This is a genomic window from Flavobacterium sp. 40-81 (assembly GCF_001898245.1).
In the GTDB taxonomy this organism is placed as follows: Bacteria; Bacteroidota; Bacteroidia; order Flavobacteriales; family Flavobacteriaceae; genus Flavobacterium; species Flavobacterium inviolabile.
Window position 1 is genome coordinate 20,601 of sequence record NZ_MKTM01000020.1, and the last position, 12,965, is coordinate 33,565.

General features: G+C 41.3%; 11 protein-coding genes. 4 read left to right on the plus strand and 7 right to left on the minus strand.

Annotated features, from left to right (window positions below; all coding sequences use genetic code 11):
- Positions 1-82 precede the first annotated feature (82 nt).
- Positions 83-1,570, plus strand: coding sequence for a catalase (locus tag BGO42_RS06570; RefSeq protein WP_273246073.1), 1,488 nt, complete (start codon positions 83-85; stop codon positions 1,568-1,570).
- 194 nt (positions 1,571-1,764) lie between these two features.
- Complete coding sequence (locus BGO42_RS06575; RefSeq protein ID WP_273246074.1) at positions 1,765-5,193, plus strand: methylmalonyl-CoA mutase family protein; 3,429 nt, start codon at positions 1,765-1,767, stop codon at positions 5,191-5,193.
- 71 nt (positions 5,194-5,264) lie between these two features.
- On the opposite strand, the gene BGO42_RS06580 is transcribed toward BGO42_RS06575, so the two are convergent.
- The 4 genes from BGO42_RS06580 to BGO42_RS06595 all read right to left on the minus strand — a co-directional run bounded on the left by BGO42_RS06580 (position 5,265) and on the right by BGO42_RS06595 (position 9,800).
- Positions 5,265-6,341 (minus strand): endonuclease, encoded by a 1,077-nt coding sequence (locus tag BGO42_RS06580; protein ID WP_177733281.1) that lies wholly within the window; start codon positions 6,339-6,341, stop codon positions 5,265-5,267.
- Between the two features lie 213 nt (positions 6,342-6,554).
- Complete coding sequence (locus tag BGO42_RS06585; protein WP_273246075.1) at positions 6,555-7,649, minus strand: endonuclease; 1,095 nt, start codon at positions 7,647-7,649, stop codon at positions 6,555-6,557.
- 14 nt (positions 7,650-7,663) lie between these two features.
- A complete protein-coding gene (locus tag BGO42_RS06590) occupies positions 7,664-8,878 on the minus strand; it encodes an RsmB/NOP family class I SAM-dependent RNA methyltransferase (protein WP_273246076.1) in 1,215 nt (404 codons plus the stop codon).
- Positions 8,879-8,927: 49 nt separating this feature from the next.
- Positions 8,928-9,800 (minus strand): helix-turn-helix domain-containing protein, encoded by an 873-nt coding sequence (locus tag BGO42_RS06595; protein ID WP_273246078.1) that lies wholly within the window; start codon positions 9,798-9,800, stop codon positions 8,928-8,930.
- A gap of 103 nt (positions 9,801-9,903) precedes the next feature.
- Here BGO42_RS06595 and BGO42_RS06600 point away from each other — a divergent pair, with 103 nt between their 5' ends.
- Complete coding sequence (locus BGO42_RS06600) at positions 9,904-10,263, plus strand: DUF983 domain-containing protein (protein WP_273246079.1); 360 nt, start codon at positions 9,904-9,906, stop codon at positions 10,261-10,263.
- Positions 10,264-10,306: 43 nt separating this feature from the next.
- Positions 10,307-11,380 (plus strand): WD40/YVTN/BNR-like repeat-containing protein, encoded by a 1,074-nt coding sequence (locus BGO42_RS06605; protein WP_273246080.1) that lies wholly within the window; start codon positions 10,307-10,309, stop codon positions 11,378-11,380.
- Positions 11,381-11,405: 25 nt separating this feature from the next.
- Here BGO42_RS06605 and BGO42_RS06610 read toward each other — a convergent pair whose 3' ends face one another.
- The 3 genes from BGO42_RS06610 to BGO42_RS06620 form a co-directional block, all read right to left on the minus strand.
- A complete protein-coding gene (locus BGO42_RS06610; RefSeq protein ID WP_177733293.1) occupies positions 11,406-11,849 on the minus strand; it encodes a sensor of ECF-type sigma factor in 444 nt (147 codons plus the stop codon).
- A 4-nt stretch (positions 11,850-11,853) separates the two neighbouring features.
- The gene (locus BGO42_RS06615; RefSeq protein WP_177733295.1) at positions 11,854-12,267 is read right to left on the minus strand and encodes a hypothetical protein; all 414 of its coding nucleotides are present in this window, start codon (positions 12,265-12,267) and stop codon (positions 11,854-11,856) included.
- Between the two features lie 98 nt (positions 12,268-12,365).
- On the minus strand, positions 12,366-12,908 hold the full coding sequence (locus BGO42_RS06620; protein ID WP_177733297.1) for an RNA polymerase sigma factor: 543 nt from the start codon (positions 12,906-12,908) through the stop codon (positions 12,366-12,368).
- Between the last annotated feature and the right edge of the window lie 57 nt (positions 12,909-12,965).

Here is a 12,965-nt window from a genome sequence, read left to right on the forward strand (position 1 = left end):
GTAAATTTAAAGTGCAATAGAAATTGATGTTCAGGACTTTAAATGTGATTCCAGTATTTATTAACTAAAAACAGCAATACAAATGAAAACTCACAACAAACTTACTACTGCCTCAGGAAAGCCTTATGTTGAGAATGAAAACTCACAAACAGTCGGAGCGCGCGGCCCCATTTTACTTCAGGATTTTATTCTGCACGAAAAAATGGCCAGCTTTAACAGGGAACGTATTCCGGAAAGAGTGGTACACGCCAAAGGCTCCGGAGCATACGGAACATTTACGGTAACCCATGATATTACAAAATATACAAAAGCAAAAGTATTTAATACTATAGGGAAAGAAACAAAAGTATTCCTGCGTTTCTCAACCGTTGGCGGCGAAAAAGGATCGGCCGATTCGGAACGTGACCCGAGAGGTTTTGCGGTAAAATTCTACACGGAAGACGGAAACTGGGACCTGGTTGGAAACAATACACCCATCTTCTTTATTAAAGACCCCAAAAAATTCGGGGATTTTATCCACACTCAGAAAAGAGATCCGCAAACCAATTTGAAATCACCAACGATGATGTGGGATTTCTGGTCGTTAAACCCGGAAAGTCTGCACCAGGTACTGATCTTAATGTCCGATAGAGGGACGCCAAACGGTTACCGGTTTATGCACGGATTCGGAAGCCATACCTTTTCGATGATTAATGCCGGTAATGAGCGTTTTTATGTGAAATTCCACTTCAAATCGGCGCAGGGAATAAAAAACTTTACCGGGCCGGAAGCCGATCAGATGCGGGCACAGGATATGGATTATGCACAACGTGATCTTTTTAATGCCATTGAAGACGGACACTATCCGAAATGGAACCTGAAAATCCAGGTAATGACCGAAGCAGAATCCAAAACCTATCATATCAACCCTTTCGACCTGACAAAAGTATGGCCGCATGGCGATTACCCGTTAATTGATGTGGGTGTGCTGGAACTGAACCAGAATCCGGATAACTACTTCCAGGATGTGGAACAGGCGGCTTTTGCACCGGCACACGTTATTGACGGAATCGGTTATTCGCCCGATAAAATGTTACAGGGACGTTTGTTGTCCTATCCGGATGCACACCGCTACCGTTTGGGAAGCAACTTCGAGCAGATTCCGGTAAACAGATGCCCGTTTGCGGTAAACAATTACCAAAGAGACGGTAAAATGCGTGTGGACGGTAACGGAGGAAGCAATCCGAACTATTTTCCAAACAGTTTCGATGCTATAGAAGTCGATCAGGCTTATAAAGAACCGGCATGGGATTTAGGAACCGGTCTGGCCGATTGGTATGACAGAAACGCCGAAGGAGAAAACGATCATTTTACGCAGCCCGGAAACCTGTTCCGATTGATGACACCGGAGGCACAACACAATACGATCAACAATATTGTAGGCGCGATGAAAGGAATAGGCGGACCAAAAAGACTGGAAATCATTAACCGCCAGCTTTGCCACTGGTTCCGGGCCGATGCAAAACTCGGAATGGGAATTGCACAGGGACTGGGTGTTGAAGTGGATATGGATAGTATTCACAAAGCATAAGGCTGCCGGACAAATAGCTTCAGGACACACGATATCGCGAATATCGTTTTTAAATAAAGATCGGCTCACTTTGGTGGGCCTTTTTTGTTATAAAAATGCCTGAAATACTTCCTGAAAAGCATTCTATTAACAGTATATCGCTTTTTTAATTTTTAATTATTCACTACATTGCGACCTCAAATTCAGTAACAAAAATGGAACAAGCACAACCTTACCAACCTATCAATAAAGTCCGGATTGTAACAGCAGCGTCTTTATTTGACGGTCACGATGCGGCCATCAACATCATGCGAAGAATTATTCAGGCAACCGGTGTTGAGGTAATTCACTTAGGACATGATAGAAGTGTGGAAGAAGTGGTAAACACCGCTATTCAGGAAGATGCCAATGCAATTGCGATGACTTCCTATCAGGGAGGACACAATGAATATTTTAAATATATGTACGACCTTTTAAAAGAAAAAGGCGCCGGACATATTAAGATTTTTGGAGGCGGTGGAGGAGTAATCCTTCCGGAAGAGATAAAAGAATTACACGAATACGGAATCACAAGAATTTATTCTCCGGATGACGGACGTGAACTAGGGTTACAGGGGATGATTAACGATTTGGTACAGCGCTCGGATTATCCGGTTGGCGATACCTTAAACGGAGAAATCAACCATCTGGAAGAAAAGAACCCAACGGCAATTGCCCGTGTTATTTCATCGGCAGAAAACTATCCGGAAGTAGCGAAAGCAACGCTGGATGCCATCCATCAGAAAAATAAAGAATCAAACATTCCTGTTTTGGGTATTACCGGAACGGGTGGTGCCGGAAAATCCTCTTTAGTAGACGAATTAGTACGTCGTTTCCTGATTGATTTCCCGGAAAAAACAATCGGATTAATTTCGGTTGACCCTTCCAAAAGAAAAACGGGCGGTGCTTTATTAGGCGACAGAATCCGAATGAACGCCATTAATAACCCGAGAGTATACATGCGTTCCCTGGCTACGCGTCAGTCCAATTTGGCATTGTCAAAATATGTAGCGGAAGCCATCGAAGTATTGAAAGCCGCTAAATATGATTTGATCGTATTGGAAACTTCCGGTATCGGACAATCGGATACGGAAATCTTAGAACACTCAGATGTGTCATTATATGTGATGACACCGGAATTTGGTGCGGCGACTCAGTTGGAAAAAATCGACATGTTGGATTTTGCCGACCTGGTAGCGATTAACAAATTTGACAAAAGAGGGGCTTTGGATGCCATTCGCGATGTAAAAAAACAATACCAGCGAAATCATAATCTTTGGGACGTAAATCCGGATCAAATGCCGGTTTTCGGAACAATAGCCTCACAGTTTAACGATCCGGGAATGAACACGCTTTACAAATCCATTATGGATAAAGTAGCAGAAAGAACCGGAGCCGATTTACAATCTACTTTTGAGATCACTCGCGAAATGAGTGAGAAAATATTTGTAATTCCGCCACACAGAACCCGTTACTTGTCGGAAATTTCAGAAAACAACAGAAAATACGATGAGCAGGCCTTAAGCCAGCAGGAAGTAGCACAGAAATTATACGGAATATTCAAAACCATCGAAACGGTTTCCGGTAAAGTACCGGTAATCAATAAAGCCGGAATTGATGAATATTCCATCGCGGTAACCGATAAAGAGAAAGAACCGTTCCTGTCGTTGCTGACCAAAGAATTCGACAGGGTAAAAATGAATTTAGACCCGTACAACTGGGAAATCATTTTAACGTGGGATGAAAAAGTAAACAAATACAAAAATCCGGTTTACTCGTTTAAGGTTCGTGATAAAGAAATTAAAATTGCGACACATACGGAAAGTTTATCGCATTCTCAGATACCAAAAGTTGCCTTGCCGAAATACAAAGCCTGGGGTGACATATTACGTTGGTCGCTGCAGGAAAACGTACCGGGAGAATTCCCTTTTGCATCCGGATTATATCCGTTTAAAAGAGAAGGTGAGGACCCTACGCGTATGTTTGCCGGAGAAGGCGGACCGGAGCGTACAAACCGCCGTTTCCACTATGTGAGCTTGGGAATGCCGGCAAAACGTCTTTCAACAGCTTTCGATAGTGTGACCTTATATGGTAATGATCCCGGACACCGTCCCGATATTTACGGTAAAATTGGAAATGCCGGGGTATCGATCTGCTGTCTGGACGATGCTAAAAAACTATATTCCGGATTCAATTTAGCACACCCGATGACTTCGGTGAGTATGACAATTAACGGTCCGGCGCCAATGTTGTTAGGATTCTTTATGAATGCAGCAATCGATCAGCAATGTGAGCTATACATTAAAGAAAACGGTTTAGAAAAAGAAGTTGATGCTAAGATCAACGCTATCTATAAGAAAAAAGGAGTGGAACGTCCTCGTTACAATGGCGAATTGCCACAGGGTAATGACGGACTTGGACTAATGTTGTTAGGAGTAACCGGAGATCAGGTTTTACCTGCCGACGTATATAGCGATATTAAAATAAAAACCCTGGCACAGGTGAGGGGTACTGTTCAGGCAGATATCTTAAAAGAAGACCAGGCGCAGAATACCTGTATTTTCTCTACAGAATTTGCACTGCGTTTAATGGGTGACGTTCAGGAATACTTCATTAAACAAAATGTACGTAACTTCTATTCGGTTTCCATTTCCGGATACCATATTGCAGAAGCAGGAGCGAACCCGATTACACAGCTGGCTTTCACGCTTGCAAACGGATTTACTTATGTAGAGTATTATCTGAGCAGAGGAATGAACATTAACGATTTCGGTCCGAACCTGTCGTTTTTCTTCTCAAACGGAATCGATCCGGAATATGCGGTAATCGGACGTGTGGCCCGTAAGATCTGGGCAAAAGCCTTAAAAAATAAATACGGTGCCAACGAAAGAGCACAGATGTTGAAATACCATATTCAAACATCCGGACGTTCGCTTCACGCACAGGAAATCGACTTTAACGACATCCGTACTACATTACAGGCATTGTATGCGATTTATGATAACTGTAATTCATTGCACACCAATGCTTATGATGAGGCGATCACAACACCTACAGAAGAATCGGTACGTAGAGCAATGGCTATCCAGTTAATCATCAATAAAGAATTAGGATTGGCTAAAAACGAAAACCCGATCCAGGGATCATTCATTATTGAAGAACTTACGGATTTAGTGGAAGAAGCCGTTTTAACCGAATTTGACAGAATTACGGAAAGAGGTGGTGTATTGGGGGCTATGGAAACCATGTACCAGCGTTCGAAAATCCAGGAAGAAAGTTTGTATTATGAAACATTGAAACATACCGGAGAATTCCCGATCATCGGTGTAAATACCTTCCTGAGCTCAAAAGGTTCGCCTACGGTAGTTCCGGCTGAGGTTATCCGTGCTACGGAAGAGGAAAAACAATTCCAGATCCTGACCTTGGAAAACCTTCACAAAGCAAATGCGGATGAAGTGGCGCAACAACTGGATATTATCCAGGAAGCTGCGATTCAGAACCAGAATATCTTTGAGAAATTAATGGATGCTGCTAAATATTGCTCTTTAGGTCAAATCACGGCTGCTTTGTTTGAAGTAGGCGGTCAGTACCGAAGAAATATGTAATTCATTTGTGAGATAACCATAAAAAAAGGAGTGCTGATTCAGCACTCCTTTTTTAGTATAGTATTATCGTATTAGTTAACGATTATCTTTTTAGTTGTCGTTTGGTTTTCTGCAGACAATTTCAATAAATAGAAACCGTGAGGCAGGTTATCTATAGTATAGGTTTCCTGATTGTGAACCGGTTTTTTGATTTGTTGTACGATCTGACCGCTAATGTTGATTAACTGAATTTCATCCAGCTCTTTTTCAGAATAAATATTGATTCTCTGGTCGTTAGACGGATTCGGATATACGGATACATTGGCTAAAGCATCGAAAGATTCGGTTGCCAAAGCTGCTCCCCATACGGACTGCACATATTCCGGGTGGTCAATATACGGGTTACGGTTGTGCTGACGGTTGTAGATAGCATTATTACGATCGATTTCACGTTGGCTAACCGGGTCTAAATTGTGCCAGTTTACTAATATTTTAAGGAAAGTATTGGTGAAAACCTGATTGCTGGTTCCGTTAAACATAGGGTATGTATAACCGCTTACAACATTTTCGTAGCGTGTCGCAAAATAAAGGTACATTCTGGCAATATCGCCTTTAAACTCGTCAATTGGTTCAAAAACAGTTCCGGTATATCCGGCTGCATAACCGGAGTTTGAAGCCGCTCCCAGTTTGGATCCGTTTGTTGAGGTCCACGTTGCCGTTCCTACCATACCATGCGGATAATTGTCTCTTCTGTTGTTTACATAACCATCTGTAGGTGGAATATGATGCGCATCAGAATACATCGGAACCTGAGAACCAAATACCGATTGAGGAATGGTATGTTCTCTGTTGTAACAGCTGCCTTCGCCGGTGTAATTTCCACATTGGTCCGTGCTGTAAGTATAGCTGTAAGCGTCCGGTCCTGCCGGTTTTTCCGAATAGATGTCTAAAATAGTATTGTCATTCTCATAGTAGTGATCCCTGTCGGCTGTACTGTAAGTGGTCCAAAGACCATTATACCCCAGATCCGAGTGACCTTTGATAATATTATACAATTGGGTTTTTAATGTATAACCGGTGCCGGTAGCACTGTTATAATAGCCCACAGGAATTTGGGCAAAACCCATAAAAACCGACATCAACAAGACGGTAGTGTAAAGTTTTTTCATAGTGGATGAATAATTAGGATGTAAAATTATAGCGTTTGCTGTTATAAAAAAAGAATTTTAACTATTTAGATGTTAGTGAATTATGACTTTTTGCGATGTTACAGGGTAAATGAGGTTAAAAATGTTTTATTTGTAACTTTTTGAAATAATTATAAAAAGGCATAAAAAAAGCCTGTTATTGAAGACAGGCTTTTTATAGTTAAAGGAACTCCTTTAATTGACAATAATTTTTTTGGTAGTGGTCAGGTTTTCAGACGAAATTCGAACCAGGTAAAAACCTTGCGGCAGGTTTTCTATCGTGTAAGTCTGCTGATAGTGTGCCGGTTTTTTGATTTGTTGAATAATCTGACCGTTAATATTGATTAACTGGATTTCATCCAGTTCTTTTTCAGAATAAATATTGATTCTCTGGTCGTTAGACGGGTTTGGATAGACCAGAACACTTGCCAGAGCATCGAAGCTGTCTGTAGCCAGGATGGATGGCCAGCGATTTTCGGCTACCGGACCGCCCCAGATAACAGTTGCTAAATACGGATTGTCAATAAATGGATTTCTGTTCCCCTGACCGTAAGTATTACCGGCATTTCCCAAATAGGTATTTCTTCTGTCTTCAAATTCCGAAACCGGGTCTTCGGCATTCCATTGCAGGAATAGCGCAATCATATTGGCATCGGAAGAAACGGTCGAACCGGTACCTACATTTTTAGGCAGGCATCGGGTTGGATAGCGCAGGTACATATACATGATCATACGGGCTACATCGCCTTTCCATTCGTCACCCGGATACCATCCGCCGGAAACAGGTCCTGAATTACCGGAACCCGGAGCAAATTTTAAACTTCCTCTGGCACCGTTACGCTGTACGTCTGAAGCTCTTAAATGGTGTGCATCTGCACCAGGGCCCGAAGTTCCTAAATCCGGAGTTCCCAGTGATTTTGCAAAAGTATGTTCCCTGTTCCATTCGCAGGTGGTACCGCCGCCGTTACTGTTTTTATTTCTTCTTCTGTGATTGTTGTCATCAGAAGTGGAAGCCGGACACATCGTGCTGCTAAATCCGTAAAGCAATAAAACATTGGCATTGGAAGCATCATTCGGGTCCAGGTCAATGATCTTGTCGGCATCCCAAACGTTGTCATAGCTCAGCGTTTTGGTATGCGTATTCGTAATTTTGGTAGCCAACGCACTTTTTAACGTACTCCCGGTTACAGTCCAGTTAAACCCGTTGTAATAAGGAGACGCCGGCGCGCCAGCTTGAGCGTAACCAATCAGTGAAGTGATTGATAACGCTAAAGAGTAGAGTTTTTTCATGTAAGTTTTGTTTATTATATCTTCCGATCAAATAAAGCCATGTAAAATCCGTCAAACCCTGATTCGGATGCCAATACTTTTACATCTTTTACAAATTCGAAGTTTTTACCCGATTCTGTAGCAAGGAATTTTTTGACTTGTTCCTGATTTTCCGATGGAAGAATAGAACAGGTAGCATATACCAGTTTTCCTCCGGGTTTTACAATTTTTGAATAGCTTTCCAATACTTCAGCCTGAACTTTTCGGATGTTATCGATAAATTCCGGCTGTAGTTTCCATTTACTGTCAGGATTTCTTTTCAGTACTCCTAAACCACTGCAAGGTGCGTCAATTAAAACCCTGTCGGCTTTTTCATGAAGCTTTTTAATAACTTTGGTTGTATCAATAATACGGTATTCAATGTTGAATGCCCCGTTTCTTTTGGCGCGAAGTTTTAATTGTTTTAGTTTGCTTTCATATAGGTCCATCGCGATAAGCTGCCCTTTATTTTCCATCAGCGATGCCATGTGAAGTGTTTTTCCGCCGGCTCCGGCACAGGTATCCACAACGCGCATACCCGGTTTTACATCCAGAAAACGGGCCACTAATTGTGACGAAGCGTCCTGAACTTCGAAAAAGCCGTCTTTAAAAGCCTGTGTCAGGAAAACATTAGCACGCTCTTTAAGTACCAAAGCATCCGGATATCCTTCTACGAATTCCGTTTCGATGTTCAGGTCCATTAAAATGGCACGAAGTTTTTCTTTCGTTGTTTTTAAAGTGTTCACACGCAAAATAACTTTGGCCTGCTCATTTTGTGAAGCCAGCTCCTTTGACCAAAGTGCCTCTCCTAATTCCTGAACACCCAATTCATCCATCCAGTCCGGAATGGATTCTTTGTATTTTCTGATTTTTGACAACTCGTCGAAACGGCCTTTGATTTTTCGAACCGGTGTACTTTCAAAATACTTCCAGTCCGGAAGCGTATAACCGCGCAAAACTGCCCAAACTGCAAAAATCCTCCAGACATTATCCCTGTCATAAGGTTCTTTTACCTCTGCAATTTCGCAGTATAAACGTTTCCAGCGTACTATTTCATAAATGGTTTCCGCGACGAATTTTCTATCGCTGCTTCCCCATCTTTTATCTTTTTTTAATGCTCTCGCAACAACCTTATCGGCATATTCTCCCTCGTTGAAGATTGCCATAATGGAATCTATAACGGTAAAAACTAAGTTTCTGTGTAATCTCATCTGTGTAAAAATCAGCTTGCAAAGATAAGCAAATTATTGTCTTGATTGCCTATCTGTATTTGTTAATAAACGCCGAAGGTGTTTCCCCGCATTTTTTCTTGAAAAGTTTAGAGAAATAGGCATAGTCGTCATAGCCCAATTGGAGGGCAACTTCGGCAAAATTATTCTTGAAACGGATCAGTTCCCTTTTGGCTTCCAGAAAAACACGGTCCAGTATCACATCGGAAGTGGTTTTGCCAACCATGGACTGGGTAATACGGTTAAGGTGCTTGGGACTCACGTTTAGCCAGTCGGCATATTGCGAAGGCGATTTTTCGGTTTTATAATGCTTTTCAATTAATTGTTCCAGTTCCTGGAAACGGATGGCATACGCATTCTGGGTTATTATTTTAGGAGTGTTTTTTTCAATATAAAGCCGCGTACTTTCAATATAAAGCCGGTCGATGCTGTTAAGGATTATTTGGTTTTTTAAAAAGTGATCTGCGTGGTTTTCGGTATAAATATCCCGGAACATCGATGTAAAACCGGAACAGTTTTTTTCATCCAATTCCAGATAAGGCGAGTTTTGAACACTATAGAAAAAAGGAAAATGCGTGACCCTGTTGCGGGTAAAGTGCAAATCGTAAAAAGCCTGGGTGTGAAAGAAGATATAACCGCTAATGTCTTCGGAAAGTTCCCAGTGATGGGTTTGTCCGGGATTCAGAAAAAACAAACTGCCTCTCTTTACTGCATAAGTCGTGAAATCGATCTCGTGAATTCCTGTTCCCTGCGTGAATAGTACAGCAAGATAGAAATTGTGTTTATGGGGTTTGTGAATGTTCCGGTGGTTGGTAATGATATGATTTTCAATAGTATTCACGTAAAACTCTTTCCGGTTTCCGGTGGCGTCGAATTGCCTGATATCGAGAATAGCCGTTTGCATGGGGTAAGGGAGGGTTGCTTTTGTGTCCGAAAAGTACAAAATATAGTGTAATTAGTCTATAGCTAAAACGGGAATTCTTGTGAAATTTGTATAAAAAAAGAATATGTCAGTTTTAAAGAATATTATTACCGAGAAATGTCCTAAATGCGGAGAGGGAAAAGTTTTTGAGAAAAAGGGAAACATACTGCTTTTTCAAATGCCGAAGATGAACAAACGCTGTTCGCATTGCGACCATCAGTTTGAAAAAGAACCGGGTTACTTCTTTGGTTCCATGTTTGTGAGCTATGCAGTAGCCGTAGCGGAAATGGTTGTTTTCTTCCTGATCATTCAGTTTTTCGTACACAGTTTTGTCACAATCGTGGTTTTAATTGCCATCATGTCCGTATTGCTGAGCACGTTCAATTTCAGGTTGTCCCGAATGTTGTGGATGCACCTTTTGGACGGTAAAAATAAAAGACTGTAATCGCAGCATTGTTTTTGTAAATTAGCCTTTTAAAATTTTATAAATGAAAAAAGGCTTTTTGCTTGCCATTATCTGTATTTGCTTTTCGTGTAAACTGAAAACAAAATCCGATAATCCGGAAACGATCACCACCACACCCAGGTCCGGCTTTACAAAAGTTATTGCGGACACTTTACTGACGGAGAAAATCAGTATCCGGGCAATTGCTGCAGACAGCAACCGGATCTGGTATGCCGGAAACAACGGGAAGTATGGTTATGTTACGCTGGATAAAAGCAAAACGTTTACCGGTCATGTGGCCAAAGACGATTTAAAGTTAGAATTCAGAAGTATTGCCCAGACAAAAGAGCATGTTTTTATACTGAGTATCGGTAACCCCGGTTTGCTGTACCGGATTTCAAAAGACGGGAAACATACGGCTTTAGTGTATGCCGAAAAAGGAGAAAAAGTGTTTTACGACAGCATGCAGTTTTGGAATGATAAGGAAGGAATTGCTGTGGGCGATCCGGTCGAAAATTGTTTTTCCCTGATCATAACCCGGGATGGCGGAGAAAGCTGGACCAAAATAAACTGCGGTGCTTTACCGGAAATCGCTGCCGGAGAAGCTTTTTTTGCAGCCAGTAATACCAATATTATTATAAAAGGCACGCATACCTGGATTGTTTCCGGTGGGAAAAAATCAAACGTTTTTTATTCACCAGACAAAGGAATGACCTGGAAAACGTATGCAACGCCAATAGTTCAGGGCGAAGCGATGACCGGAATATTTTCGGCTGCTTTTTATGATGAAATGACCGGATTTGCAGTGGGCGGGAACTATGAAAAACCGGAACAGAATTTTGGTAACAAAATCAGTACTGCCGATGGCGGTAAAACATGGAAACGCATCGCGGAACATGAAGGATTCGGGTATGGTTCCTGTGTACAGTTTTTTCCGGACAGTAAAGGACAGGAATTACTGACAGTGGGAGTTTCGGGAGTTTTTTACTCAGCTGACCAGGGAACGAGCTGGCGTAAAATTGCAGACTACAAAGATTTGTTTACCCTGCGTTTTATGGACTCCAAAACGGCAGTTGCTGCCGGAAATAATAAGATAATACGATTTCGATTTCAATAAAAAAAGGAGCTGAATGCTCCTTTTTTTATTTTCGGTCCCTCATCTGTCGCAACAGCTTTCGGTTAAAATCGTCTTCTGCTTTTTTGAATTTTAAGATCTTGGTAGGACTTAAAACCGTTTTTAAATCGGCTATCAGTTTCAGCCTCAGGTTAAACAGTTCCTCTTCCGTATTTTCAATCTGGTTTAGAAAAGCAAGTGCTTCTTTTTCGGTCATTTTATCAATGGCATCATCCTTCATATTGTTCTGGAAACCGCGCATTTTTTTATGTCTCAGTTCAAACTGCCTTTCGTCAAAAGTATTGTAAATAGGCCAGAATTTAGTGGCTTCTTCGGTTGTTAGTCCTACTTCTGTCGTAATAAAAGCAACTTTAAGCTGTTTTATCTGCTCTCTTTTTTCTTTGAAATCCTGTCCGAAACCGGTGATGGAAATCAGTAAAAGTATAAACGGTAAGATTCGTTTTGCAATCATGGTATTATTCGTTTAAATAAAGGTCTAAATTGTTGTTATCGGATAGATAGGACTCTACGGCATCGTCGCTTAAAACGATGGATTTTTCAAGTTCTTTAATATCTTTTTCATCAAGATGCTGGATAATGTCGAAAGAATTCACATTGGCCTGCAGGTAGGATTCCACCACGGCATCGTCTAAATTTCCGGTAGACGGTGTGCCGGCAAAATAATAAACAGACAATCCGGATACCAATAGCAGGGAAGCGGCTATGCCCGACATCCAGACTACTTTTCGCTGGGGCAATGCGATGACCTTACCACTTTCTGGTACCGGTAGTTTCGCCATTATCTCCGCAGCGGATTTTTCAAAATAAGCATCCGGAGTTTTAAAACCGGAGGTTATTTTCGGATCGTTATGTAAATCAAACTTTTTCATTATTCTCAGTTTTCGTGCTTCATAAACGGTATTTATATAGTAAAACACCGCTATTTCATATTCATGTTATCTATTTGACAAGGTTCCGAAAAAAAGGTTTAATCGGAATTTAAATATTCTTCAATTTTTTTAACAGCATGATGATACGACGCTTTTAAGGCGCCTACGGAGGTTCCTAAAATTTCCGACATATCTTCATATTTCAGTTCTTCAAAATATTTCATTTTAAAAACCAGCTGTTGTTTTTCCGGTAAGGTAGCCACAGCTTTCTGTAATTTCAGCTGGATGACATCACCGTCATAATCCACATCGGCTTCCAGGTTATTCACGGCTTTCGATTGCAGCTCTTCGCTGGAAACACCGGCTTTCCGGGCTCTCTGATGGATAAATGTAATGGCTTCATTCGTAGCAATACGGTAAATCCAGGAAAACAATTTGCTTTCGCCTTTAAAACCATTCAGATTATTAAATACTTTGATAAAAGTGTTTTGTAAAACATCGTCGGTATCGTCGTGATTGATAACGATGTTCCGGATATGATTGTATAGCGGACGCTGGTATTCGGATAGCAGCTTTCGAAACGCTTCATTCTGCGTTTTCGGATTCAATAATTCGCTGATAAATGTTTTTTCGTCCTGCAAAAGCCATGCTGTTTGTGAATTAGACTAAAGGTAAAGGAAAAAGTTTAATTAAAAATT

Excerpts from the sequence above, each read along its gene's own strand:
- BGO42_RS06570 (WP_273246073.1), top strand. The coding sequence starts at position 83 with ATGAAAACTCACAACAAACTTACTACTGCCTCAGGAAAGCCTTATGTT.
- BGO42_RS06600 (WP_273246079.1), top strand. The coding sequence starts at position 9,904 with ATGTCAGTTTTAAAGAATATTATTACCGAGAAATGTCCTAAATGCGGA.
- BGO42_RS06610 (WP_177733293.1), bottom strand. The coding sequence starts at position 11,849 with ATGATTGCAAAACGAATCTTACCGTTTATACTTTTACTGATTTCCATC.
- BGO42_RS06595 (WP_273246078.1), bottom strand. The coding sequence starts at position 9,800 with ATGCAAACGGCTATTCTCGATATCAGGCAATTCGACGCCACCGGAAAC.
- BGO42_RS06605 (WP_273246080.1), top strand. The coding sequence starts at position 10,307 with ATGAAAAAAGGCTTTTTGCTTGCCATTATCTGTATTTGCTTTTCGTGT.
- BGO42_RS06585 (WP_273246075.1), bottom strand. The coding sequence starts at position 7,649 with ATGAAAAAACTCTACTCTTTAGCGTTATCAATCACTTCACTGATTGGT.
- BGO42_RS06575 (WP_273246074.1), top strand. The coding sequence starts at position 1,765 with ATGGAACAAGCACAACCTTACCAACCTATCAATAAAGTCCGGATTGTA.
- BGO42_RS06580 (WP_177733281.1), bottom strand. The coding sequence starts at position 6,341 with ATGAAAAAACTTTACACTACCGTCTTGTTGATGTCGGTTTTTATGGGT.
- BGO42_RS06590 (WP_273246076.1), bottom strand. The coding sequence starts at position 8,878 with ATGAGATTACACAGAAACTTAGTTTTTACCGTTATAGATTCCATTATG.
- BGO42_RS06615 (WP_177733295.1), bottom strand. The coding sequence starts at position 12,267 with ATGAAAAAGTTTGATTTACATAACGATCCGAAAATAACCTCCGGTTTT.